We start from the raw sequence: 25,564 nt of genomic DNA, 5'->3' as shown, positions 1-25,564 counted from the left end.
CGTATCGAAGACAAGTAAATATTCAATCAAAAGCCTAATTTCGATACAATTTCTTTCCGTTTTACTACAAGAAATCAATTTGACGGCTTTTTTAAACCAAATCCTTAGATCGAACTCACGTTAATCAAATCCTATTTGCAACTGTGCTTTAGAATCTACGTCTTTTTTGTAGAATCAACTCGAATGCAAAAGGCACTATATTTTGTGATTTCCTTATTAGGTTTTTTTGGGTTTTCTCAAGATGCAGAAATATTGCGTGGTAAAATAGTAACGGATACGCTGCAATCTAAACCCATAAACATTATAAACGTTACTAAAGGTATTGGAACAATTAACGATAGTTTTGGTTTTTTTCAGATAGAAGCTAAAAAGGGAGATACGATTATTTTTTCTTCTGTTCAGCATCAACGAAAAGCACATATTGTTACTAAACAAGATATAAAGCAGGCTAACCTATCGATTCGATTAGAAATTAAAGTAAACGAATTAGAGGAAGTTACGATTTCACAATATAATCTTTCAGGAGAATCTAAAGAAGATGTTAAGAAAATAGAAACATATGAAGATATTTTACCACTACGTAACGCTAAGGTGTTAGATGAAACTCCATTTATTCACGAAAAAGGTGCAAAAACAGTCAAAAATAAAGTTCTCACGGATGAAATGGATGCAACACCAATTAATATCATTGCAGTCAGTAGAATGATTGCAAGTATTTTTAAGAAGAAAGATACTGGGAAATCAAAAGAGGTTCGTATTCCTGATATATCAGATTTTTATAGTGGCGATTTTTTGATTAACGAGCTGAAAATACCCGAAACAGAAGTATATAATTTTCTTGATTATATAAATCAACAACCTAAAACAAATGAAATACTTAAATCCAGAAACAAATTATCAATACTGGAATATCTTATTGAAGAAAGTAAGACTTTTAGTAATAATAGACTAAAAGCTAAAGATTGATACAACCGTCTTTTATTTGATTATCGAATGCAGAAAATTACTTATGTTTCTTTTTTATTAATCACCTTTTCGAGCTTTAGTCAGAAATCTTTTGAACTTAAAGGAAGAATCATTGTGGCTACATTAGAATTAGAATTCGTAAATATTGTCAATCTTACCAAAGAAATAGGTGCTATTAATGATGAATCTGGATACTTTGAAATACTTGCAAATGTCGGGGATGCAATTGTGTTTTCTTCTGTTCAATTTCAATTACAAAAATACATTGTCAAAGAAGAGGATTTACAAACGGGTAGTTTGCGTATTTTTTTGGAACCAGCGATTAATGAATTAGATGAAGTACGGATATCTCAGTATTCTTTATCAGGGGTTATAGAGAAAGATATTGAGGATATTCCAACTTACGAAAAAAACCTCCCTTTTTGGAACGCTAAGCAACTTAAGAAAATGGGAATCTCTAGACCTCTTGACGCACAATCACCAGTAGAAAACCTAGTTTTAGGAAATGGTAATAGTCAAGCATCAATATCAATAGATTTGGGATTATTAATTAATCTGATTTCTGGAGCATTTAGCAAAAAACCAAAAGAAATTGATTTCAAAACTCACGTACTAGATTTTTATAAGGAAGAGTTTTTTATTAATGAGTTGAAAATTCCTGAAACAGAGTTTTATAATTTTCTTGATTTCTTAGATGAAGAAACAGGTTTAAAGTTTATTCTTATGAGAAAAGATAATCTAAAAATACTAGAGTTTCTGATTTATCAAAGCGAGAAGTTTAGAAATAAATATACTATAAATGAATAAAAAAAGCGCTATAAGATAGCGCCAGTGAAACTTAGAGTAGAGGTTTTATCTTAGTAGTGAATCACGCGAATCTGAGCTGCTATAATTCCTTTTCTCCCTTCTTCTTCTTCGTACTCTACTTTGTCACCTTCATTAAGTGTTTCGCCATTTAATCCTGAGGCGTGTACAAAAATGTCTTTTCCTGTTTCATCGTTGGTAATGAACCCGAAGCCTTTGGATTCATTGAAAAATTTTACTGTTCCTTCCATTATAATGAGATAATAATATTAAATATAAAGGTAACTTTTAATACAATAAAATTTGTTATCAAAATGTAAACTTTTGCTTAGTTTTAGTTTTTATCAGGTTTTTCTTCATTGCTAAAATCCCTCATTTTTTTTATATTTTCTTCAGTTAACATATAGTCTTTTACCTTTTTGTCTTTCCATCTATGATAGATAAATAGAGGCATTAGAATAAAAGAAGCACTCAATATTCCGATTCCAACCCATTTATCTCCATTGGTGTGATCTCCAGAATTTTTATAATAATAACCAATAGCGACAAGAGTAACAATAGCGATGAATAAAATTCGAATAATGTATTTCATGGTATGTGATTTACTTTTTTTAATGGTTTTAAGGTAATTTATTAACAATCAAAGGTTTTCGTAAAAACTCAATCTAATAGATTTATAAAAAAGCCGTTTTCCTAAATGAAGCCATGTAGTTACTTAAAATGTGATTCAAATTTAAACTAATTAGACTTTATACATAAATCAAACACAAACTAAAATTAAAAATTTGCACAATGAAAAAAAACTTACTAATCGTAGTAATGACAACGTTTTCTGCATTAAAATGGGGTTATTCACAAGCTGATAAGAATTTACCATTTGTTTGGGAAAGCGCAACGGTTTATTTTGTTCTTACGGATCGTTTCGAAAATGGAGATACGACTAATGATTTTTCATATAACAGGCCACAAGATGGACCGCCTTTAAGAAATTATGAAGGAGGAGATCTTCAGGGATTGATTAATAAGATAGAGGAAGGATATTTTGATGAATTAGGAGTAAATGCTCTTTGGATCACACCACCCATTGAAAATATTTACGGATCTGTTCCAGGCGCTGGATATGGGTTCCACGGATATTGGGCAAAAGATTGGACTAATATAGATGCAAATTTAGGAACGAATGCACTTTTCGGAACTTTTGTAGATACTGCTCATGAGCATGGAATTAGAGTATTATTAGATGTGGTGCTAAATCATGTTGGACCTGATACAAGCACGGATCAAAATCAATCTTGGCCAGACGAATGGGTACGAAGAGATCCTGATTGTAATTTTCAAGGTCCTGAAGGAACAATACCTTGTGAATTGGTAAATAATTTGCCAGATATTAGAACGGATTCTAATGACAATGTAAATTTACCAGATTGGTTATTGGATAAATGGAATCAGGAAGGTAGAAAAGAGTTGCAGGAAACAGAACTTAATAGTTTTTTTACAAGAACAGGGAAAACTAGATCTCCTAGAAATTATATTATTAAATGGTTAACTGATTACATTAGGAAATACGGGGTTGATGGATTTAGAGTGGACACAGTAAAACATGTAGAAGAAGCCGTTTGGAAAGAACTAGAAACTGAAGGAGTTATCGCTTTAAGAGAATGGAAGAGTAATAATCCTGATAAAAAATTAGATGACCTCGATTTTTGGATGACTGGTGAAGTGTTTAATTATAATGCTCCAACTATGGGGAGAAATTTTACGGGAGATGGTTTTAATGTAGATTACTATGATAATGGTTTTGCCAATTTGATCAACTTTGAGTTTAGATTTAATGCCAATGACGATTTAGAAAGCATCTTTAGTAGATATGATAATTTATTACAAAACCAGTTGGGAGATGGTAAAAGTGCCATGAATTTTTTGACAAATCATGATACTGAGGAGGTATTTGATAGAAATCGACAAAAAACTTTTGAAGCGGGAACTAAGCTATTATTAGCTCCAGGACCAGCGCAGATTTATTATGGAGATGAAACAGCTAGAACATTAAATCCTGGCGGAGGTGCTAGTGGAGATGCCACGTTAAGATCAAACATGAATTTTGATGAATTGAATAATCCGAACTCTATAGCTTCTTTAACTTTGAAACATTATCAAAAAATAGGCAAATTCAGAAGAGAACATATTTCTGTAGGGGCTGGGAAACATAGTAAATTGCAGGATAGCCCATATACTTTTAAAAGAGAGTATACTAAAAATGGTTTTAATGATGAAGCTCTTATTTATACGGGCAATGATAATGATTTTACTGGAGCATTAGATGTGTTCGGTATTTGGACTGAAGGAACAGAATTACAGGATTACTTTTCTGGGACGTTTGCAACAGTTTCTAATGGAACAGTTACATTCGGAACCACTTTTGGATTAGTACTAATCGGAGAGCCTACATCTCGAACTCTTGGAGTTGATGAAGTCGATACATCAAATCCAAATTTTGTAAAAACATGGCCTAATCCTTTTACAAATTCATTAAAAATTTCTTTTCAGATATCGAACGTAAAATTGAACGAAGTAGAAGTAGCGATGTATGATATTTTAGGTAAAAAAGTTCTAGGAAATAAGCAGATCAATATTCAACAAAATACTATTGATGTAGCAACACCTAATCTAATAAAAGGAATGTATTTGATGAAAATAGTTTTTAATGGTCGAACACAAGTAGTTCAATTAATTAAAAATTAATTTCGATTTTATTAAGTATTGAAAAAACCTGCTGAGATGAATTTTTGGTAGGTTTTTTTGTAATTAATTCGATTATATGGATATTAAAACTGATTTTATCTAGTGAAATTAATCAACTTTCTCCTGTAAGCGGTTAATAATTTAGATTTAGAGATAAAACCGTGATATTTTCCATCTTTAATGACCGGTAGATTCCAGGCTCCAGTATCCTGAAATTTACGCATGGCAGTTTTAGGATCATCATCTTCATAAATAATTGCCGTAGCAACTTGGGTCATTACCATTTCGACAGTAGTTTTATGGTATAAAGAAATGTCAAACATAATATCTCTTATATTATCGAGTGTCACGATTCCTATCAAGATATTAGATTCATCAATAACAGGAAATAAATTTCTATTAGATTTAGCAACTGCTTCACTTAGTAAGTGTTTCAGCGTATGTTCTGGATTTACAGGGATGAAATTAGTTTCTATACAGTCATCTAATTTCATTAGAGTAAGCACAGTCTGATCTTTATCGTGAGTTAGTAAGTGCCCTTGTTCTGCAAGTTCTCTAGTATAAATATTATGTTCAATTCTGTTTTTGGAAATAATAAAGGATATTGCAGTTGTAATCATTAATGGTACAAATAACTCGTAACTAGAAGTAATTTCTGCAATAAGAAATATAGAAGTAAGAGGGGCATGTAGTACTCCGGCAATTAATCCAGCCATTCCTAGTAAGGTAAAATTAGCTTCGGATACTTGAAAACCCATACCCAGATTGTTTATTATTTTAGAAACAACATTGCCTAAAGAACTGCCCATAACCATCGTAGGAATTATAATTCCTCCAGATCCTCCCGCAGCAAATGTCGCGGTCATCGCAATAGCTTTGAATATTGTGATTCCTGTTAATAATGCTATGATCATCCAAATACTACTGGTCATATTGTCAAAAGGAGTATTTCCGATTGCGGCTAGGTGATTTCCATTGAGTAAATCATTTATAAAACCTAAACCTTCACCATAAAGTGGGGGGATAAAATATAGCATAACTCCAATAGCAACCCCACCAATTAATAAGCGGTGAATTTTTTTTGGAAAGCGATCAAAAAAATGGAGAATCCCAAAATACATTTTGGTGAAATAAATAGAAGCAAAGGCTGTTCCAATTCCCAGAATTATATAAAAAGGAGTATCATAAATATCAAACTTTTCTATAACATCAAAGCTAAATAGTACTTCATCTCCTAGAAAAAAATAGGAGGTAATAATCGAAGATACAGAAGCAAATAATAGGGGCAATAATGAAGCCAAAGTCAAATCAAGACTAAATACTTCTACTGCGAAAACCAAACCGGCTAAAGGAGATTTAAATACAGCAGAGATAGCGCCTGCTGCTGCACAACCAATTAATAAAAATCGGGTTTTACTGTCTAATTTAAATAACGAACTAATATTTGAACTCAAAGTTGAACCCGAGCCTACTGCAGGTCCTAATAATCCAACGGAACCTCCAAATCCAACAGTGATGGGAGCGAGAAGAAGCGGCAGATATCCGCTCAATGGTTTTATCTTCCCATCTTTTTTGGAAAGAGAATACAAAATCAATGGAATGGCTGATTTTACATCCTTTTTGATGATAAATTTAGTAACAATATATACAATAAGAAGTCCAATTATCGGAATGACAAAATAGAATGACGTTTGCCAAGAAATGATATCACTTTCCAGAACTACTTGGATTAAATGTGTTATATTCTTGAGTAGAAGAGATATGAGGCCAGCACAGAATCCAACAAGTATGCTTAGTATAAGGACAAAGTTTTTATTAGAAATGTGACGGTATCGCCAAATCAAAAACCTATGAAGTAGTGTCTTTTTTTTAGTAGGCATGTATAGGCTAGTCTTGGTTCAGACTAAAGGTAACAAAAAATCCCGCTTTTGGCGGGATGTTTTGTTTTATAAATCTAGTTGAATATGTAATTCCTTAAGCTGTACGTTATCTATATTGGCAGGAGCATCAATCATTACATCCCTACCACTATTGTTTTTTGGGAACGCAATAAAATCTCGTATGGTTTCCTGACCTCCAAGAATAGCAACTAATCGATCGAATCCAAATGCAATGCCTCCGTGTGGGGGAGCACCATATTGAAAAGCATCTAGTAAGAAACCAAATTGTTCTTTTGCTTCTTCCGGAGTAAATCCTAAATGATTAAACATCAAAGCTTGGGTTTCTTTATCATGAATACGAATAGATCCGCCTCCTATTTCATTACCGTTTAAGACCAAGTCATATGCATTTGCTCTTACATCACCCGGTTTAGAATCTAAAAGAGAAATATCTTCTGGTTTTGGAGAAGTAAAAGGATGATGCATCGCGTGGTAACGTTCTGTATCCTCATCCCATTCTAATAATGGAAAATCTACTACCCATAATGGAGCAAATTCTTCTGGATTTCTTAATCCTAGTCTCTCAGCTAGTTCCATTCTCAAAGCACTTAACTGTCCTCTAACTTTATTAGCTTGACCAGATAGTACGCAAATAAGGTCTCCTGCTTTTGCACCTGTAGTTTCAGCCCATTCTGACAAATCTTCCTGATCATAAAACTTATCTACGGATGATTTAAAACTTCCATCTTCATTACATTTTGCATATACCATTCCCAGAGCGCCAACCTGAGGGCGTTTTACCCAGTCAACAAGTTTATCGATTTCTTTTCTTGTATAGGAAGCGCCGCCAGGAACTGCAATCCCGATGACAAGCTCTGCATCATTAAAAACTTTAAAATCTTTATGTTGTGCTACAGAATTAAGTTCGCCGAATTTCATTCCAAAACGAATATCTGGTTTATCATTACCATAGGTTCGCATAGCTTCATCATAAGTCATTCTAGGAAAATCATTAATTTCCTGTCCTTTTATATCCTTAATTAAATGACGAGTAAGTCCTTCAAAAATATTCAAGATGTCTTCTTGTTCCACAAAAGCCATTTCACAGTCAATCTGTGTGAATTCTGGTTGTCTATCTGCTCTAAGATCTTCATCTCTAAAACATTTTACAATCTGGAAATACTTGTCCATTCCACCAACCATTAGCAACTGCTTAAAAGTTTGTGGGGATTGAGGTAATGCATAGAACTGACCTTGATTCATACGAGAAGGTACTACAAAATCTCGAGCTCCCTCTGGAGTAGATTTAATTAGATAAGGCGTTTCTACTTCTATAAAATCCGCTTCTGATAAATAGTTGCGAACCTTCATCGCTACTTGATGACGAAACATCAAACTATTTTTTACGGGATTTCGTCTTATGTCCAAGTATCGATATTTCATTCTGATATCTTCACCGCCATCAGTTTCATCTTCTATTGTAAATGGTGGAACCAGTGCTTCATTAAGAATTTGTAATTCCGTTACTAAAATCTCAATATCACCTGTAGGAATATTTGGATTTTTAGATTCACGTTCAATAACGTCTCCTTTAACTTGTATTACAAACTCACGACCCAGAGTTTTGGCCTTATCCACAACATCCGATGGCGTACGTTCTTCATCAAAGATTAATTGAGTGATGCCATATCGATCTCTTAGATCTACCCATATCATAAATCCTTTGTCTCGTGTTTTTTGAACCCATCCTGATAGGGTAACTTCTTTGTTAATATCTGAGGTGCGTAATTCACCACAAGAATGACTTCTATACATAGCTAGTTGTTAAGGCTGCAAAAATAAGAAGTTTAATATTAAATATATGGAGTTTTAGGTAAAATGAAGATGTAAAGTGAAAACGTATTTACCATTAAAATATTATGGTTTAAACATAATTTAATTATGGTTTAAGCTTATATCGGTTTAATAATCAATGAGTTCTGAACTAACATATGTTAGCTTTAACTTTTTTTTGTAAGAATGTTTTAATAGATTTAGCCAAACTTATAAACAAATCATTATGAAAAAAAAATCACAAATTAGCAAGGGGCTTTTGCTATTCTTGTTTTTCTTTCCGGTTGTGCTATTGGCACAAGAGACAATTACCGGAAAGGTAATTAACGAAGGTACTGGAGAAGGAGTGCCTTTTATTAACATCGTAGAAGACGGAACTAATAACGGAACTGCGAGTGATATTGATGGTAATTTTTCACTTACTGTCGGTAACCTTCCTATAACATTAAGAGTATTTTCTATAGGGTTTACTACTAAAAAGGTTAACGTTGATAATGCGGGGGCAATTACAATCCAGGTGGAAGAATCATTAGAAGCGTTGGATGAAATAGTTGTAACTGGATTAGGTTCTTCTATTAAACGGAAGAATTTAGCAAATGCAGTTTCTACAGTATCTTCTGAAGAACTAGTTGGTAATACGAGTCAGACTACTGTAGATGGAGCCTTATATGGTAAGGTAACAGGTGTAAATATAACGGCTTCTTCTGGAGCACCTGGAGGAGGTTTTGCATTACGATTAAGAGGTATCTCTTCTATTAATGGTAATAATCAACCATTGATTATCGTCGATGGGGTATACATAAACAACGTAGAGATTCCATCTGGATTGCGTTTTGCATCTGGTGGAAACCGAGGGAATGAAGAGAATTCAGGAAATAGGTTAGCAGATTTAGATCCAAATGATATCGAGAATATCGAAGTTTTAAAAGGATCTTCAGCTGCAGCTATTTATGGACAAAGAGGTAATGCAGGGGTAGTAATAATTACAACAAAAAGAGGTAAAGGCGGTAAGACTAAAATTAGTTTTAGTCAGGACACAGGAATTACGGTAATTCAAAATAGATTAGGACTTAGACCTTGGACAGCACAATCAGTTGAAGATACATTTGATGCAGCCGAGAGAGCAAGATTCGAAGATGCTTTAAGCAATGGTGGTCTTATCGATTATGAAGATGAAATTTATGGGAATACCGGTTTCATTACTGATACACGATTAAACGTAACGGGTGGGAATGAAAAAACACAATTTTATGTAGGTGGTTCTTTTCGTGATGAAGAAGGAATTATAAAAAACACAGGATTCGATAGATTGTCATTAAGAGCAAATATTGATCATAAAATTTCAGAAATATTTGATTTTACGTCTACCACTAACTATGTTAGAAGTAACTCAAGCAGAAGTTTTACAGGTAATGAGAATGAAGGAGGACTAAGTTATGGGTATACTTTAGCATTTACGCGTCCTTGGGTTAATTTATTTCCCGATGCTAATGGGAATTACCCAAATAACCCAAATTATCCAGGAAATCCATTATTTGTGAGGGATCAAGCAAAAAATGAAGATACTAATAATAGAATTATCCAAGGATTTAAATTAAATACAAAGCTTTTTACCAATGATAGAAATAGAGTTCGATTTCTAATTAATGGAGGTCTAGATTACTTAGCAAATGAAACTTATGTTTTTGTTCCGAAAGACCATCAAGCACAAGTAGGTGGGCAAGAAGGATTTATCTCTCAAGGTAAAAATAATTTTACTCAAATCAATGCTCAGGCTATTGCTATTTGGGATCACGATATGTTGGGTGATGATCTTGATTTAACAACGCAATTGGGTATTACATACTTAGATCAAGAAGCTAATTTGGTTAATAGTAGAGGTGCTGATTTGTCTGTTGGTCAAACCAATGTTGACCAATCTGTAAATCAGGTTATAGATCAGTTTTTATCTAGTGAAGAGGATTTTGGTTATTTTGGTCAAATAGAAGCTAATTATAAAAATCAATTTATAGCTACATTAGGATACCGTTTAGATAAATCTTCTAGAAATGGTGATCCGAATGAGTTTTATGGATTTCCAAAAGCTTCTTTGGCGATAAATGTTGCTAGTTTTGATTTTTGGAATTTAGAAGCAATGAACCAATTAAAGCTGAGAGCTGCTTATGGTGAAACTGGAAACCCAGCTGCTTTTGGTGCGACTTTTACAAGTTTAGGTTCTTCTAATACAGGAGGAAGTGGAGGTGTATCTGTAGCTGGATTAAAGGGAGATCCCGATGTTGAGCCTGAAACAGCTAGTGAATTTGAAGTTGGTTTCGATCTTGGGTTCTTAAATAGTAGAGTTTCTGTGGAAGCAACATACTATAATAAAAACGTTAAGGATCTAATTTTATCAAGATCCTTACCTGCATCTTCTGGTTTTACTACGGAAACAACTAATTTAGCTGACTTGAAAAATGAAGGTATTGAATTAGCATTGAGAGCGGATGTGCTGGATATGGATAATTTTTATTGGAATACCGGGATTCAATTTTACTTAAATAGATCCGAAGTTACGAGATTAGATGTACCTGCTTTTGCACAACCAGGTGCTGGATTTGGAACAGGATTGGGTACGTTTTTTATAGAAGAAGGTCAGCCTGTAACACAAATAGTAGGTAATATAGATGGGAACCTTACTCAGGTTGGAAATGTAGAGCCAGATTTTCAAATGGCTTTTAATAATCAGCTTACCTTATTTAAGCAATGGGATGTTTCATTTCTATTACAATGGAAAAAAGGAGGAGACAACTTAAATTTATCTAGATTTCTTACAGATTTAGGAGGGACTAGTCCTGATTTAGAAACTCCAGAAGGACAGGCTCGTTTAGCAACCCCTGCAAATGCAGAACGTTTTGTTGAGCCTGCAGGATATGTAAGGTTAAGAGAAGCGGCAATTTACTATCGTATTTCTTCTGAGAGTATTAAATCTCTTTTTGGAGATACCGTAAGTGATATTAAACTTGGGTTATCTGGAAGGAATTTATTTACAATAACTGATTATAGTAGTTATGATCCAGAAGTTTCTGTAAATGGTGGAGCAGGTTTATCTAGTGGTATAGAGGTAACTCCTTTCCCAAGTTCGCAACAATTTTATTTGCATTTAAATGTTAATTTTTAATAGAAAGAAAATGAAAAATATATTTAAAATCGCGACTAGGTTTGTAATTGCATTATTCCTTTTCGCTTTTATGACTACTTCTTGTTCGATAGATGAAGTAGTTGACCCTAATGGCCCTAGTATTGGAGGAGTTCTTACTAATGCATCTGTTGCTCAATTAAATGAATTAGCAGTAGGTGTGGAGTCTACAACCAGAAATGGTTTAGGAGTAGAAGTCACAGCAAGTGGAACTATGGCAAGAGAGCTATATTTGTTTGATGCAGATCCCAGAAATACTGGAGATTTATTAGGTAAAGAAGGAATATCTCTTGACAATAATTCTTTTTACAGTACTTCTCAATGGAATGGAAGCTATAGGTGTATTAAAAATGCTAATATTTTAATAGAAGCAGCAAGCAATACAACAACAGTAACAGATCAAGAAAGAGCAGGTTATTTAGGATATGCCAAGACGATAATAGCTTATGAATTAGTTCAAATTTTGAAGTCTTATGGAATGGCTAGAGTAGATGTAGCTGATCCGAATAACTTAGGAGCTCTTCTTGACATTGGAGCCGTATTAACATTTGTGAGAAATTTATTGGATGAAGCGAATACAGATTTAAGTAATGCTGGATCGTCATTTGCATTTTCTTTAAGTAGTGGTTTTGATGGTTTTAATACACCAACAACGTTTGCTCAATTTAACAGAGCAACATTGTCAGTAGCATCAGTTTATGATGGCGATGGCACTGCTGCTTTAACTGCTTTGAATGCTTCATATTTTAATGTTTCAGGTGATTTAGATTTAGGTCCTAAGCATGTTTTTGGATTAGGCGGTGGAGGAGATCGAGCAAATCCTGTTTTTAGAGTTGCATCTGTTTCCGCAACAGAACCTAATAATGGAGATCAAGTCATTGTACATGATAGCTGGATTAACGAAGCAGAAGCCGGTGATACTAGAGTAACTACTAAAACTGCTGTTAGACCAGATCCTAGTATTCAGGATGGATTAACAGGAACTCATGAGACTAGGTTATATGTTTCTAATGTATCGGATGTCGATATTATTAGAAATGAGGAGTTAATTTTAGTTTACGCGGAAGCTAGTATTTTGGCTAATAATTTACAAGATGCAGAGGATGCACTTAATGTAATTCGTAATGCATCTGGTTTACCTAATTATGGAGGTCTCCAGAATACTGCAGATTTAACAACTGAACTTTTAAATCAAAGGCGTTATTCTTTATGGGCAGAAAACCATAGAATGTTTGATTTGAGAAGATATGGGTTGTCTAATACTTTGCCTATCGATAGAGCAGGGGATCAGGTATTTAATGTGTTACCAATACCATTATCTGAAAATCAATAATATTAATTGTTATTAGATATAATAAAACGCCGCAAATTTTGCGGCGTTTTTAGTTTTATAAAGGGAGTAAAATAAATAGAACTAAACAGTTGCTGTTGCAGCCGGAGTTACTGTTTTTGAGACTTTTTTACTGCTAAATCGTACTTTCACTTTATGTACTATAAAGAATAAGCAAGGCACAATGATTAAGGTTAAGAATGTTGCGATAATCAAACCATAAATAACCGCCCAAGCCAATGGTCCCCAAAAAATTACGTTATCTCCTCCAATATAGATTTTAGGATCAAACTCAGTGAATAGTGAGAAGAAATCAATATTAAAACCTATTGCTAATGGGATCAGTCCTAATACTGTAGTAATTGCTGTTAATATAACCGGTCTAAGACGCGCTCGACCGCCTTTCACGATAAGTTTCATTACTTCTTCATTGGGTAATAATTCGTTCTCAGGAAGATCTAGTTCAACTATTTTACGATCGATCAATAATTGTGTGTAATCCAATAATACTACTCCGTTATTTACTACAATTCCAGCAAGAGAGATGATCCCCATCATGGTCATCATAATTACGAATGCTGCACCTGTAATCAAAATCCCCCCAAACACACCAATGAAGCTTAAGAAGATAGCAATCATAATAATGGTTGGTTTGGAAATAGAGCCGAACTGAAAAATTAAAATCAACATGATGAGCCCTAGTCCAGCAAAAAATGCGCCCATTAAAAAGGACATTTGTTTGCCTTGTTCTTCAATCTGACCAGTATAATCAATTTTAACTCCTCTTGGTAAATCAGTAAAACTTGCCATTTCCGTTTGTATTTGAGTTACAATCGCTCCTGCATCCGTATATCCTGGTTGTAATCCAGAATATACCGTTACAACCCTTTTCGTATCTTTATGTTTTACAGCGCTAAAAGAAGAAGTGTTCTTTTTAGAGGCTACTGCCGAAACAGGAATTTCTTTTAGTTTACCTGATGCTTGATCTCTAAACGTAATATTTTGATTGAATAAAGCACTCGTATTATATCGGTTACTTTTGTCAAAACGTACGTATATATCATAATCTTCACCTTCTTTTTTATAGACTCCAGCTTTTTCTCCAAAAATAGAACGACGTAATTGATTACCAACTTGACCCGCTGCCACTCCTAATTCTCCTGCTTTTTGCCTGTCAACAACTACCTGCATAGCTGGTTTACCTTTATTAACATCAATTTTTAGTTCTTCGATACCAGGGATATTCTTTTCATTAATGAAATTTCGCATACGTTCAGCAACTGTAATTAACTGATCATAATCTTTTCCTTCGATCTCAATATTGATAGGGTATCCTGCTGGTGGACCAACAGCGTCTTTTTCTACAGAAATAGCAACTCCGGGATAAATTCCTTTTAAGGCTTCTTGTACCTTGAATCTCAATTCTTCGGAATCTTTATTTTTTCGAAACTTATATTCCCTCATTGCAGCAATGATTTTAGCACGATGTGGCATTTCTGCACTACTACCTCCATCTGTTTGGGGATTTCCAGCGCCTTCTCCAACTTGCGATACAGCTGCTTCTACTAAGAAGTTGTATTCTTCTCCTTCGATATATTCCTTATCATTTAAGACAGCATAAACACGACCTTCAATTTCTTTGGTAATTTTATTGGTCTTTTCTATATCCGTTCCTTGCGGGTATTCTATATATACAATAATCTGATTTGGTTTATTATCTGGAAAAAACTCAATTTTAGTACGTTGACTTCCTACAGAAGCACCAAACATTGCAAATACTGCAAACAACAAAAGAAAAGTGCCAAAAACAAATCCATAAGATCTCCAGCCTCTCAAAGCAAAAGAAAGGAAACGCTGATAGCTGTTTTCTAACCAAACTAAGATTTTTCTTTGGAAGAAAGTAGCCATTCTTTTAAGTAAATATTTATAAATCCAGAACATAATAGCAGTAAAAATCATTAGTGAACCAAGACCTCTAGCTGCACCTCCTACAATCATAATGAAAATACCAAACCCACATAGAATAAGTGTTAAGCGAATTAATTGTTTTAAGGTTAATTCTTTTTCTCCGATATCCATAAACTTAGAAACTAACATGGAATTGAAGAAGATAGCTACGAATAAGGAAGAACCTAATACCACAGACAAGGTAATAGGGAAATATATCATAAATTGTCCCATAACACCTGGCCACATACCTAAAGGAACAAATGCTGCTACCGTGGTTAATGTAGATATAATAATCGGGAACGCAATCTCGCCAATTCCTTTTTTGGCAGCTTCAATACGAGACATCCCTTCTTCTTCCATTAAACGAAATACATTCTCGACAACCACAATACCATTATCCACGAGCATCCCTAATCCCATAATTAAAGCAAATAGGATCATAGTATTCATAGTATATCCTAATAGAGATAAAATCATAAAGGAAATGAACATAGACATAGGGATTGCAAATCCAACAAATAATGCATTTCTAAACCCTAGAAAGAACATCAATACACTAACCACAAGAATAATCCCAAAAATGATGTTATTTACCAAATCATCTACCTGATTAATAGTTTTAGACGATTGGTCGTTTGCGATACTTATGTTTAGATCGGTTGGAAACACATTTTCCTCGGCATCAGCAACAATTTTTAGAATTTTATCAGCTGCTTCTACCATGTTTTTTCCAGAACGTTTCTTTACTTCTAGCATCACCACATTATCACCAAATTCTCTGGCATAAGTTGTTCGATCTTCTTCTTTAAAGGTTACTTTTGCTATATCTCGTAAATACACAGCCCCATCTTGAGATTTTACTACAAAATTGTCTAGTTCAGAAGGGCGATCAATTTCACCAAGAATTCTAATCGTTCTTCGTTGTCCACTAGTTATCATGTTACCTGCAGACATGGTTACATTACCATTTCTGATGGTATTTAGAACATCATCAAAACTTACTTTTGCTGCCATCATTTTATAAATATCTACAGCAACTTCTACTTCCTTTTCTTGAGCACCACGTATATCAACACCTTTGATTTCTTTAAGATCTTCAATCTCATCTTCTAAGTGTTCGCCAAATAATTTCAACTTTTCTATAGTATAATCCCCTGTAATATTGATGTTCATTATTGGAGTTTCTTCAGAGATACTAAGGTCAAAAACATTAGGTTCTACCTTTGCTCCGTTAAACGTAGGCCAATCTTCGTTAGATTTTTCAGAATCTACTTCATCTTTAACTTTTTGTTTCGCTTCTGCAACGGTAAATTTTTCTTCAAATTCTACAGTTATAATTCCATAATCTTCTTGCGATGTTGATGTTATTTCGACAACGCCTCCAAGATTTTTTAGCTTATCCTCTAAAGGATCAACAATCAATCTTTCTATATCTTCAGAGGTGTTCCCAGGATATGGAACGCTAATGTATATTTTCGTTTCATTAATTTCAGGAAAATTCTCTCTCGGCATAGAAAAATATGCTGACAATCCAAGAACGAAGAAAATAGCCATCATCACATAGATGGTGGTTGGGTTATCTATTGCCCAAGATGATAATCTAAATTCCTTATCTACTTTTTTCTTATTGACTTCCATAGGATTTAGTTTATGATTTGTACTTTCTGACCATCCTTAACACTTCTGGCACCTTCACTTATAAGTGCATCACCATTCTTAATACCTTCCAGAATCTCGATATAATCTCCTTGCGTTTTTCCAGTTTTTACAATAACACGTTTTGCTTGTGCGATATTATTAGAATCTTTACCAGAAGTAACATAGGTGTATTGATCCCCTTCTGAGTTTTCAGAGATGATACTTTGCGGAATCAAAATAGCTTTCTCACTGGTATAGTCATTGATCTTAACTTTTGCTGTGAGATTTGGTTTAATAACTCCATCTTTATTAGGTATGGCAATTTCTACAGTAAATGAGCGATTATTAGGATTGATATAGTTTCCTACCTGACGTATCTTTGTGTCTATTGTTTTTCCTAAAACTGGAAAATATACTTGAGTTTCTTTACCTTTTGTGATACTGGCAATATAGCTTTCTGGGACCTCTGTATCTATATACATTTCATCTAAATTGACAATTCGAATCAGTGCAGTTTGTCCAGGAGCTACTACGCTTCCTTGTTCCGCCATTACATCATCTACAATTCCAGAAAATGGAGCACTCACCGTTGCTTTTGCTAATTGACGTTTCATTTGTTCAACTCCATTTTTTGCGGATTCATAACTTGTTTTAGCTTGTAGGTACTGAATTTCAGATCCTATTTTTTGTTCCCACAGTTTTTTCTGACGTTCAAAAGTAGTTTTTGCCAACTCTGACTGAACTTCCATTTGTGCTACTTGTTGGCTAAGGCCACCATCATCAATTCTTGCTAATGTCTGTCCCTTAGAGACACGTTGACCTTCTTTTACTAAAACCCTAACTAATGTGCCTGAAGCTTCAGGGTATAAAACGATATTTTTTTTAGTTTCTACGCTTCCTTGTAATTCCAAATAATGAGTGAATAAAGTATCCTTAACGGTAATCGTAGTTATCAGTGGAAGTTTTTTAATAGTATCCAAAGATGCAATTGCTGCATCTAATTGGTTTAATTTATCAGCAACAGCTTGCTGTTCTGCAACTACTTCGCTTCTTTTAGCTCTAATTGCAGTCAAATCACCTTTTTCGATGACTTTTTCTATAGATTTTCCGCCTTCTTGCCCACAAGAAAGGATAAGAAGAAATACAGATAATATGATAAGTATCTTTTTCATGGGTATGTTTTAGTTTTTTGGTGTATTTAAAATTGATTCCAGTTTAGCTTTGTTATTTATTATTGTCAGCATGGCTTGTAATACTTCTTGCTGTACGTTATATAACTGCAATTGAGCTTGTCTTAATTCAAAACTGGAAGCTAATCCTTCAGTATATTTGATTTGATTTTTATTTTCTATTCTTTCTGCTAGCGAAAGGTTTTGTTTAGAAGTTTCATAAGTTTCTAAAGAAAGTTGATAATCGCTTAGTGTACTGTTATATTGAAGTTGTATTTGCTGCTGTGCTTCGATAAAAGATGTATTGGCTTGTTCGAAAGCAATTCTAGCTCTTTGCGTTTTCGCGCTTCTTCCTAAAGAACTAAAAATTGGAATATTAAGACTAACTCCTAAAACAGAGGATTGAAACCATCTGGTATCACTTTCAAAAAAAACAAAATCATTATCAAAAGCAGCCGTTCCATAATTTACAAAAGCAGATAATTTAGGTAAAGCTTTACTTTTTTCTAGTTTTAGCTCCAGTCTTCTTTGTTCTGTAAGTAAATAACCTAGTCGATAATCAATATTATTTTCAATCATAAAAGGTTTATTCCCTACTGATTGATCTACATTTTTAACAGTTAGGCTATCCAAGTTATCGGATAAAATAGTATTAGAGTCAACATCTACGCCAATAGTAAGATTAAACATTTGTAATGCTATTTTAGTCAATCGTTCAGCGTTCTTTAATTGATTGGTAATTTGTAACAGTGTAATTTGCAATTGTTCTACATCTTCTTCTTCCGCCAGACCATTTTCGAAAATCTTTTTTCTCTCCTCGTAGTTTTTCTCTAAAGCAGCTTTGTTATTTTGAAGAATCTTTATACTTTCTTCAGAAACCAAAACACTACCATACGCATTGATAACACTTTCTCTTACGTTCACCTTTATTTTTTCTTCAGAATCATTACTGTATTGCAAAAAACTTTTAGCAGCTTCTAATCCTACTAGATAAGATCCGTCAAATAAAAGTTGTGATAATGTAGCGGTTGCCGAAGCTTGTTGCTGAGGAGTAAAAAATTCTTGAAACTGACCATCAATAGGTTGTCCTGTGGTTTGATCTACTTCTGGAAATAAAATCGGTTGTTGTTTTAGTTGGTTTTGATAATCAATCGCTGCACTAATTTGCGGTAGCCCCGTTGCCGTAGTTTCCCATTTTTGTTTTAAAGCTTTAGCCACATCACGCCTAGCGTTGATCGACTGATAACTATTCTCTAGTGCAAATTCAATAGCCTCATCCAGTGTAAATGAATATTGAGAAGAAACCGGAGTTTCCTGTGCAAAACCAAATACTGTTAATAGGCTAAAGAAACATAAAGACCAAAGGTTGTTTCTCATAATTTATTGTTCTTTTATTAGCTTGTTTAAAATTTCTAATCCTTTTTCTGTAGCGATACCACGCACATGGTACTCGAGGTAATCAGCCATTAATTTTGATACTGGAAAATTTTGTATAGGAAACATTTCCTGATCTTTTATTCCAATCATTCCCATAAAATAGAGTCTTGATATAATTTCGATATTAATATTCTCTCTAAAAACTCCTTTTTTAATACCTCTTTCCAGATTTTCGATAACACACTCTTGCATGGTTTCAAACTGTTTAATTTTCAGGTTGTTATGTATTTTAGGGTAGTATTTCTGAAGCTGGTATTGAGGTGATGTTTTGTCATCTTTTAAGTGATACATCACAAAAGCTTTGATTGCATATAATTCTTCTATGGGTTCTTTGTTTTCTTCTAAAATACTATCAATGCCGCCACTAATTGTACAAAACAGATGGTCAGTAGTAGCTTCTACTAATTTTGTTTTATTCTGAAAATGCGCATAAATTGTTTTTTTAGAAATCCCCATTTCCGAAGCTAGATCATCCATAGTGACACTTTTGAAGCCAAAGTTCAAAAACATATCATTTGCTTTTTCAATTATTTTTTCCTTCATCTAAGGGTGATTTTATTTTGGCAAATATATGTCAGGAAACTTTAAAAACATTAAAAGTTTCCTAAGTTTCACAATTTTTTAACATTGAAGTAATCTATTGTTTATTAAGTGAATAGAATTGAAGTTCGTTTTTAACATATATCAATTGAAAAGATTCGTTTACTTTAGCATAAAAAATTTACAGTGCATACCATTTCAGATTATCAAGGATATTTTTTAGAATACTTATCAAGAAATACAATACAAAAAGAGCCAAAAAACCTTTATGAACCTATCTCATATATTCTAAATCTTGGAGGAAAGAGACTTAGGCCAACATTGGTTTTAATGACCTCTGAAATTTTTGGAGGTTCTTACCAGAAAGCACTTGACGCTGCTTTAGCTATAGAAGTTTTTCATAACTTTTCTTTAATACATGATGATATTATGGATGATGCTCCATTGCGGAGAGGTAAGGAAACAGTACATGAAAAGTGGGATATTAATACAGGTATTCTTTCAGGAGATGCTATGTTGATTAATGCGTATCAGCTTTTCGAGAACTATAATGGAGATACGTTTAAAGAACTAGCCAAATTATTTACTAAAACTGCTATAGAAGTATGTGAAGGACAACAGTATGATATTGATTTTGAAACCAGAGATGATGTTACTATTCCAGAATACTTAAAAATGATTGAGTATAAAACTGCTGTGCTAGTTGCTGCAGCTATGCAAATGGGTGCAATCATTGCTGATGCTTCTGAAACATGTAAATCAGCAATTTATGATTTTGGAAGATTGTTAGGACTTGCATTTCAATTACAAGATGATTACCTAGATGCGTTTGGTGATCCTGCTACATTTGGTAAACAAGTTGGTGGAGATATTATCGAAAATAAAAAGACTTTTCTGTATCTTAAGGCAATTGAAGATGCTGATGGTAGTTTGAAAAAACAGTTAGAAGGATTGTTTTCTTTAAACCCTGAAAATCCTTCAGAGAAGATTCAGACTGTAAAGGGTATTTTTGAATCCACTGGAGCTAAAGAAAAAACAAGATTAGAAATCGAAAAATATACAAATAAGGCTTTCGAAGTTTTAGATGATTTATCTATTTCAGAAGATAAAAAGAAAGTTTTGCAGGCTTTTGGAGAACAATTAATGAATAGAAGTGTCTAAACAGTTAAATATTGTTTCGGTTGAGCAGTTGATGGAGCAGGTTTCTGGATCTGATCTATATCTTCAATTAATTTTACAACTTCAGAAAGATCTTAATAGAGCCGGTATTGATTATGAAATAAACAAAAATTCGACTTTTAAAGAACTTTTCTTAGAGATTGAACAATTGCTTTTAGAAAAAATAAACAATGCATTTAACGATTTTTTAAATTTGTTATATGCTGTTGATGTTTCAGAAAGAGATATAAAAAAATGTAATTCGCAAGAAAGCGTTACTGTTGGACGGTATGCTACATACTTGATTCTAAAAAGAGAATGGCAAAAAGTATATTATAGAAATATATTGTAAAAATTTATTAAATCAATGAAGCTTTGTAGTAGTATTTTATTCTTGTTCATGTTAAATGTAGGCTATTGTCAGCAGGTTTTTGATAAGACCAATGACGTTTACGAGGCTTTCTTAGGGAGAATAACTGATAAGGATACTTTAATAAAAAATAGAACCAAATATTATAAATGTTCTGAAGACTTATCCGGAAGAATTGAGTTTTATTATCAAAACGAAGAGTTAACATTAATGACTCATGTTTATAAACAAGGTTTTGGTAACGAAACATTCTTAGAGAATTATTTTGTTGAAAATGATACGCTGAAAATAAAGACTTTAATTTCTGAAGAAATGCATATGAATACTTTGTATAAAGAAAGTAGCCAAGGAATATCATCAACAAGCGTAGAGAAAGTAATTGAAGTTACAGAACAAAGAATGTTTTTTAAAAACAACCTTAATAAGGTATGTTTTGAAAGAAAACATGGAGAAAAACTCTCAGATTGGGATCATGAATATTTTAACACGTTGACGTTTGAAAACGGCAAATGTATTGAGGATTTTGAAGAAATACGTTATAAGTATCGATTGCTCAGAAAAGCAGAAAAGAAATTAGATGGTTATTCTAATCGAAAACCTAAATGTATTTTTCATATCTGGTAGTCTAATCTAAATAATTTTAAAAATCAGATATTTGAGTATTTGATTTTTTGTTGTTCTTTATTATTTTAACTGACTCAAACTTAAGATCGGTTGAACCGATAAAAGTTTTACCGTTTCTTACGTTCATAAATTTCCAATGATAGCCAGAATCCGTTAATGTTATAGGAGATATAGCAATAGAAGATATAGAAATACCAAGGTGTTTTTCTATGATAGTGGTAATTTTACCTTGTACTTTTGGGTCGCTTACTTCACTCAATCCTTTTTTTTCTTTTTTCACAAAATAAGGATTGTTGTCAGGATCAAATTTTGTGGTTAAAGTTTCTTTGTTACTCGAGCAAGATGACATCGCTATCCCAATCGATAGCATTAGAATATATTTTTTCATTGTATTTTGGGGTTTTAATGGTAAATAACATCTAAAAATATAGAAAATACAGTAAATCCCTAGTTATTCTCTTGGATATTAGATAACTGGTGTTTTTTTATAGATAAAAAACGCACTTTTGATGATGTTATTATACTTTGTTTAGAAAAACACTCTTATAAAAGGAGCATATGCACTGGCATAAATACTTTTATTATCATCATATAAAACATCATAACGAAGACCGACACTTACAAATCCAATTCTATAACCTGCTCCAATAAATAAGGCAGGATACCAATAATCATCATTGATATCTTGTCCTTCAATCTCAAAACTTCTACTAACCCCCATTTGCTCAAATTCTGCAGATAATTGCAATGAAGGAAAAGGGTTGTATAATGTGATCAGGCTAGCACCATAATTGGTCGCAGTAAAATTGCGAGAATTTGTATATCCAAAATTAAGTCCAAATCCCGTACTAAATTGATTATTAAAATCATAGACCGCAGAAGGAGCTATGATGCCATTAAAAGTATCGTTAGTAAACCCAATTCCTATATTTCCTCCAATTCTAACATGTGACCAAAAATTATCATCTTGAGAATACCCATTTTGTAAGGAAAAGAAAATTGAGGTAACTAAGATTAAGAATCTGATTTTCTGAATAAGAAACACTTTCATTGTTAAATTTCTAAAAAAATGTTGTAATAAATATATATAATTCGATACTCAATATACTGTAATTATTGTATTTTTGTGTTGTTTTATAATAAAAAGACGGTTGAATACTTACATATGGATAAATATTCATTTTTGAATGCGGCTAATACCGCATTTTTTGCAGATTTATATGATCAATATTTGCAAAACCCAGATAGCGTAGAACCTAGTTGGAGAGCATTTTTTCAAGGATTTGATTTTGGATTAGAAAGTGCAGATGACTCCGGGGAAACCATTTATATAGAAAAAGATTCAAAGGGCACAGTTACCGTTCCCGAAAATGTCCAAAAGGAGTTTCAGGTAGTACGTCTTATTGATGCCTACAGAACTCGTGGACATTTATTCACCAAAACAAATCCGGTAAGAGAACGAAGAAAATATCATCCTTCTCTGGCGTTAGAAAACTTTGGCTTAAGTCAAGGTGATCTTAATACTGTTTTTAATGCAGGAGAGATTATTGGTGTGGGTCCTAATACATTAAGTAATATTATTGTTCATTTAGAGCAAATATACTGTGATGCTATTGGGATTGAATACATGTATATTCGTAATCCGGAAGAAAGAGAATGGATACAAAGTCGCGTGAACTTTAATACCAATAGAACTAAATTTTCTTCAGACCAGAAAAAACATATTCTTAAGAAACTAAATCAAGCGGTTTCTTTCGAAAGTTTTTTACATACTAAATATGTTGGTCAAAAACGCTTTTCTTTGGAAGGAGGAGAGTCATTAATTCCTGCTTTGGATGCTTTAGTAGAAAAGGCTGCCGATATGGGAGTTAAGGAATTTGTTATGGGGATGGCACATCGTGGTCGTTTAAGTACATTGACAAACATTTTTGGAAAAAGTCCTAAAGATATCTTTAGTGAGTTTGATGGTAAAGATTATGAGGAAGCCGTTTTTGATGGAGATGTGAAATACCATTTAGGATGGACTTCTAAACGTGAAACCGATTCTGGTAAGGCAATTAATATGAATATTGCTCCAAATCCATCACATTTAGAAACAGTTGGTGCAGTTCTAGAGGGTATAGCTAGAGCAAAACAAGATAAATATTATAAAGATGATATCTCGCAAGTTTTACCTATTGTAGTTCATGGTGATGCTGCAATTGCAGGACAGGGACTGGTATATGAAATAGTGCAGATGGCACAATTGGATGGATATAAAACGGGAGGGACTATTCATATCGTGGTAAATAACCAGATAGGATTTACTACTAACTATTTGGACGCACGTTCATCTACTTATTGTACTGATGTTGGTAAAGTAACATTATCTCCGGTGCTACATGTAAATGCGGATGATGCAGAAGCTGTAGTACACGCAACTAATTTTGCATTAGATTTCAGAATGAATTTTGGTCGAGATGTGTTTATTGATTTATTAGGATATAGAAAATATGGGCATAATGAAGGGGATGAGCCTCGTTTCACTCAACCTAAGTTATATAAAGCGATAGCTAAACACAATAACCCAAGAGATATTTATGCCGAAAAGCTGATTTCTGAAGGGATTATTAATAAGGATCACGTAAAAGAACTCGAGAAAGAATATAAAGCTTCTCTTGAAGAAGAATTAGAAGATTCTCGGAAACAAGAAAAGACCATTATTACACCATTTATGCATGATGAATGGATTGGTTTTACAAGAGTACAAGAGGATCAAATGATGGAGGTTGTGGATACAACATATCCTAAAAAAGATCTTACTGAGATTGCAGAAGTAATTACTAAATTACCTTCTGATAAAAAGTTCCTGCGTAAAATACAGAAAATAGTAGACAAAAGACACGAGATGTTCTTTGAGACAGATGCTTTGGATTGGTCTATGGGAGAATTACTAGCATATGGTTCCTTACTTAAAGAAGGATATGATGTAAGAATGTCCGGACAAGATGTAGAAAGAGGTACATTCTCGCACAGACACGCGGTTATTAAGGTAGAGGATAGTGAAGAAGAAGTATTGTTGTTAAATAACCTAAAAGGAGAACAAGGTGATTTCTATATCTATAATTCACTACTTTCCGAATATGGAGTAGTAGGATTTGATTATGGTTATGCCATGGCAAGTCCTAAAACATTGGCTATTTGGGAAGCTCAATTTGGAGACTTTAGTAATGGAGCCCAAATTATGATAGATCAATACATTTCTTCTGCAGAAGATAAATGGAAATTACAAAATGGACTGGTGTTATTATTACCACACGGATATGAAGGTCAGGGAGCTGAGCATTCTTCTGCTAGAATGGAGCGTTATCTTCAATTGTGTGCAAAAGACAATATGTTTATTGCAGATGTAACCACTCCAGCAAATATGTTTCATCTACTTCGTAGACAGATGAAAGCAACATACCGTAAGCCATTAATTGTATTTACACCTAAAAGTTTATTGAGGGATGAAGAAGTTGTTTCTTCGGTAAAAGATTTTACAGATGGTAGTTTTCAAACTGTAATAGATGATGTAGAAGTAAAAGCTTCTGATGTTAAGACCTTAGTTTTCTGTACTGGTAAGTTTTATTATGATTTATTAAAAGAAAGAAGAAAAACAGAAAGAAACGATATTGCTTTAGTACGTATTGAACAATTATTTCCACTTCCTGTAAGTGAGATGGATAAGTTGATCAATAAATATAAGGCAGATGATGTTGTTTGGGCTCAAGAAGAACCTCGTAATATGGGTGCGCTAAGTCATATTTTAATGCACCATGATGATGCGACTACATTTAGATTTGCAAGTAGAAGACCTTATGGAGCGCCAGCAGCTGGTAGTGCTACAAGATCGAAAAGAAGGCATCAGGAAGTAATTGATTTTGTTTTTGACAAAGCAAAGAACAATCAAAAAAGAAAAAAGTAACT

19 protein-coding genes are annotated in these 25,564 nt (G+C 33.4%); 9 read left to right on the top strand and 10 right to left on the bottom strand.

The genetic code is table 11. The annotated features are described in order from the left end of the window. Nucleotides 1-183: 183 nt before the first annotated feature. Nucleotides 184-966 carry a hypothetical protein gene (locus tag Q0921_RS15315; RefSeq protein WP_299258358.1) on the top strand — a complete coding sequence of 261 codons (783 nt, stop codon included), beginning with the start codon at nucleotides 184-186 and terminating at the stop codon, nucleotides 964-966. Nucleotides 967-993: 27 nt separating this feature from the next. After that, entirely contained in the window at nucleotides 994-1,773 is a 780-nt protein-coding gene (locus Q0921_RS15310; protein WP_299258357.1) for a hypothetical protein, read from the top strand. A 50-nt stretch (nucleotides 1,774-1,823) separates the two neighbouring features. Here the strand turns inward: Q0921_RS15310 and Q0921_RS15305 are convergent, their stop codons facing one another. Both Q0921_RS15305 and Q0921_RS15300 read right to left on the bottom strand, forming a co-directional pair. Then, nucleotides 1,824-2,021 carry a cold-shock protein gene (locus Q0921_RS15305; RefSeq protein ID WP_299258355.1) on the bottom strand — a complete coding sequence of 66 codons (198 nt, stop codon included), beginning with the start codon at nucleotides 2,019-2,021 and terminating at the stop codon, nucleotides 1,824-1,826. An 83-nt stretch (nucleotides 2,022-2,104) separates the two neighbouring features. Then, nucleotides 2,105-2,362: a hypothetical protein gene (locus Q0921_RS15300; protein WP_299258353.1), complete on the bottom strand. Its 258-nt coding sequence runs from the start codon at nucleotides 2,360-2,362 to the stop codon at nucleotides 2,105-2,107. A gap of 200 nt (nucleotides 2,363-2,562) precedes the next feature. On the opposite strand from Q0921_RS15300, the gene Q0921_RS15295 reads away from it, so the two are divergent. Next, nucleotides 2,563-4,512, top strand: coding sequence for an alpha-amylase family glycosyl hydrolase (locus Q0921_RS15295; RefSeq protein ID WP_299258351.1), 1,950 nt, complete (start codon nucleotides 2,563-2,565; stop codon nucleotides 4,510-4,512). Between the two features lie 95 nt (nucleotides 4,513-4,607). Here the strand turns inward: Q0921_RS15295 and Q0921_RS15290 are convergent, their stop codons facing one another. Continuing rightward, nucleotides 4,608-6,392, bottom strand: coding sequence for a chloride channel protein (locus Q0921_RS15290; protein WP_299258349.1), 1,785 nt, complete (start codon nucleotides 6,390-6,392; stop codon nucleotides 4,608-4,610). 66 nt (nucleotides 6,393-6,458) lie between these two features. Beyond that, nucleotides 6,459-8,207, bottom strand: coding sequence for an aspartate--tRNA ligase (gene aspS, locus Q0921_RS15285; RefSeq protein ID WP_299258347.1), 1,749 nt, complete (start codon nucleotides 8,205-8,207; stop codon nucleotides 6,459-6,461). Nucleotides 8,208-8,451: 244 nt separating this feature from the next. Between aspS and Q0921_RS15280 the strand changes: the two genes are divergently transcribed. Both Q0921_RS15280 and Q0921_RS15275 read left to right on the top strand, forming a co-directional pair. After that, on the top strand, nucleotides 8,452-11,382 hold the full coding sequence (locus Q0921_RS15280; RefSeq protein WP_299258345.1) for a SusC/RagA family TonB-linked outer membrane protein: 2,931 nt from the start codon (nucleotides 8,452-8,454) through the stop codon (nucleotides 11,380-11,382). 10 nt (nucleotides 11,383-11,392) lie between these two features. Beyond that, complete coding sequence (locus Q0921_RS15275; protein ID WP_299258343.1) at nucleotides 11,393-12,733, top strand: RagB/SusD family nutrient uptake outer membrane protein; 1,341 nt, start codon at nucleotides 11,393-11,395, stop codon at nucleotides 12,731-12,733. Nucleotides 12,734-12,814: 81 nt separating this feature from the next. Here Q0921_RS15275 and Q0921_RS15270 read toward each other — a convergent pair whose 3' ends face one another. Genes Q0921_RS15270 through Q0921_RS15255 form a run of 4 tightly spaced genes read right to left on the bottom strand, consistent with a single transcriptional unit; the run spans nucleotide 12,815 to nucleotide 19,467 of the window. Continuing rightward, nucleotides 12,815-16,318 (bottom strand): efflux RND transporter permease subunit, encoded by a 3,504-nt coding sequence (locus Q0921_RS15270; RefSeq protein WP_299258341.1) that lies wholly within the window; start codon nucleotides 16,316-16,318, stop codon nucleotides 12,815-12,817. Nucleotides 16,319-16,323: 5 nt separating this feature from the next. Further along, nucleotides 16,324-17,490 carry an efflux RND transporter periplasmic adaptor subunit gene (locus tag Q0921_RS15265; protein ID WP_299258339.1) on the bottom strand — a complete coding sequence of 389 codons (1,167 nt, stop codon included), beginning with the start codon at nucleotides 17,488-17,490 and terminating at the stop codon, nucleotides 16,324-16,326. A gap of 9 nt (nucleotides 17,491-17,499) precedes the next feature. Continuing rightward, a complete protein-coding gene (locus Q0921_RS15260; protein WP_299258337.1) occupies nucleotides 17,500-18,864 on the bottom strand; it encodes a TolC family protein in 1,365 nt (454 codons plus the stop codon). 3 nt (nucleotides 18,865-18,867) lie between these two features. Beyond that, nucleotides 18,868-19,467 (bottom strand): TetR/AcrR family transcriptional regulator, encoded by a 600-nt coding sequence (locus Q0921_RS15255; protein ID WP_299258335.1) that lies wholly within the window; start codon nucleotides 19,465-19,467, stop codon nucleotides 18,868-18,870. A 183-nt stretch (nucleotides 19,468-19,650) separates the two neighbouring features. Here Q0921_RS15255 and Q0921_RS15250 point away from each other — a divergent pair, with 183 nt between their 5' ends. The 3 genes from Q0921_RS15250 to Q0921_RS15240 are packed head-to-tail and all read left to right on the top strand — an operon-like array spanning nucleotide 19,651 to nucleotide 21,616. Then, on the top strand, nucleotides 19,651-20,625 hold the full coding sequence (locus Q0921_RS15250; protein WP_299258333.1) for a polyprenyl synthetase family protein: 975 nt from the start codon (nucleotides 19,651-19,653) through the stop codon (nucleotides 20,623-20,625). Further along, nucleotides 20,618-20,974, top strand: coding sequence for a hypothetical protein (locus Q0921_RS15245; RefSeq protein ID WP_299258331.1), 357 nt, complete (start codon nucleotides 20,618-20,620; stop codon nucleotides 20,972-20,974). Before Q0921_RS15250 ends, Q0921_RS15245 begins: the two co-directional genes overlap by 8 nt. Nucleotides 20,975-20,989: 15 nt before the next feature. After that, the gene (locus tag Q0921_RS15240; protein ID WP_299258329.1) at nucleotides 20,990-21,616 is read left to right on the top strand and encodes a hypothetical protein; all 627 of its coding nucleotides are present in this window, start codon (nucleotides 20,990-20,992) and stop codon (nucleotides 21,614-21,616) included. 16 nt (nucleotides 21,617-21,632) lie between these two features. Here Q0921_RS15240 and Q0921_RS15235 read toward each other — a convergent pair whose 3' ends face one another. Beyond that, nucleotides 21,633-22,004 (bottom strand): hypothetical protein, encoded by a 372-nt coding sequence (locus tag Q0921_RS15235; protein ID WP_299258327.1) that lies wholly within the window; start codon nucleotides 22,002-22,004, stop codon nucleotides 21,633-21,635. A 141-nt stretch (nucleotides 22,005-22,145) separates the two neighbouring features. Then, a complete protein-coding gene (locus Q0921_RS15230; protein ID WP_299258325.1) occupies nucleotides 22,146-22,667 on the bottom strand; it encodes an alpha-ketoglutarate decarboxylase in 522 nt (173 codons plus the stop codon). A 114-nt stretch (nucleotides 22,668-22,781) separates the two neighbouring features. Here Q0921_RS15230 and Q0921_RS15225 point away from each other — a divergent pair, with 114 nt between their 5' ends. Beyond that, nucleotides 22,782-25,562 (top strand): 2-oxoglutarate dehydrogenase E1 component, encoded by a 2,781-nt coding sequence (locus Q0921_RS15225; protein WP_299258323.1) that lies wholly within the window; start codon nucleotides 22,782-22,784, stop codon nucleotides 25,560-25,562. The last annotated feature ends 2 nt before the right edge of the window (nucleotides 25,563-25,564 follow it).

This window comes from uncultured Aquimarina sp. (assembly GCF_947496855.1).
In the GTDB taxonomy this organism is placed as follows: Bacteria; Bacteroidota; Bacteroidia; order Flavobacteriales; family Flavobacteriaceae; genus Aquimarina.
Note: the sequence above shows the minus strand (reverse complement) of the source record. Positions and strands in the feature narration are given on the sequence as shown.

Bases quoted from the DNA above. Each gene is read 5' to 3' on its own strand.
- aspS (WP_299258347.1), bottom strand. From the start codon at position 8,207: ATGTATAGAAGTCATTCTTGTGGTGAATTACGCACCTCAGATATTAAC.
- Q0921_RS15315 (WP_299258358.1), top strand. From the start codon at position 184: ATGCAAAAGGCACTATATTTTGTGATTTCCTTATTAGGTTTTTTTGGG.
- Q0921_RS15255 (WP_299258335.1), bottom strand. From the start codon at position 19,467: ATGAAGGAAAAAATAATTGAAAAAGCAAATGATATGTTTTTGAACTTT.
- Q0921_RS15280 (WP_299258345.1), top strand. From the start codon at position 8,452: ATGAAAAAAAAATCACAAATTAGCAAGGGGCTTTTGCTATTCTTGTTT.
- Q0921_RS15265 (WP_299258339.1), bottom strand. From the start codon at position 17,490: ATGAAAAAGATACTTATCATATTATCTGTATTTCTTCTTATCCTTTCT.
- Q0921_RS15295 (WP_299258351.1), top strand. From the start codon at position 2,563: ATGAAAAAAAACTTACTAATCGTAGTAATGACAACGTTTTCTGCATTA.
- Q0921_RS15225 (WP_299258323.1), top strand. From the start codon at position 22,782: ATGGATAAATATTCATTTTTGAATGCGGCTAATACCGCATTTTTTGCA.
- Q0921_RS15300 (WP_299258353.1), bottom strand. From the start codon at position 2,362: ATGAAATACATTATTCGAATTTTATTCATCGCTATTGTTACTCTTGTC.
- Q0921_RS15230 (WP_299258325.1), bottom strand. From the start codon at position 22,667: ATGAAAGTGTTTCTTATTCAGAAAATCAGATTCTTAATCTTAGTTACC.
- Q0921_RS15235 (WP_299258327.1), bottom strand. From the start codon at position 22,004: ATGAAAAAATATATTCTAATGCTATCGATTGGGATAGCGATGTCATCT.
- Q0921_RS15290 (WP_299258349.1), bottom strand. From the start codon at position 6,392: ATGCCTACTAAAAAAAAGACACTACTTCATAGGTTTTTGATTTGGCGA.
- Q0921_RS15305 (WP_299258355.1), bottom strand. From the start codon at position 2,021: ATGGAAGGAACAGTAAAATTTTTCAATGAATCCAAAGGCTTCGGGTTC.
- Q0921_RS15260 (WP_299258337.1), bottom strand. From the start codon at position 18,864: ATGAGAAACAACCTTTGGTCTTTATGTTTCTTTAGCCTATTAACAGTA.
- Q0921_RS15240 (WP_299258329.1), top strand. From the start codon at position 20,990: ATGAAGCTTTGTAGTAGTATTTTATTCTTGTTCATGTTAAATGTAGGC.
- Q0921_RS15275 (WP_299258343.1), top strand. From the start codon at position 11,393: ATGAAAAATATATTTAAAATCGCGACTAGGTTTGTAATTGCATTATTC.
- Q0921_RS15270 (WP_299258341.1), bottom strand. From the start codon at position 16,318: ATGGAAGTCAATAAGAAAAAAGTAGATAAGGAATTTAGATTATCATCT.
- Q0921_RS15310 (WP_299258357.1), top strand. From the start codon at position 994: ATGCAGAAAATTACTTATGTTTCTTTTTTATTAATCACCTTTTCGAGC.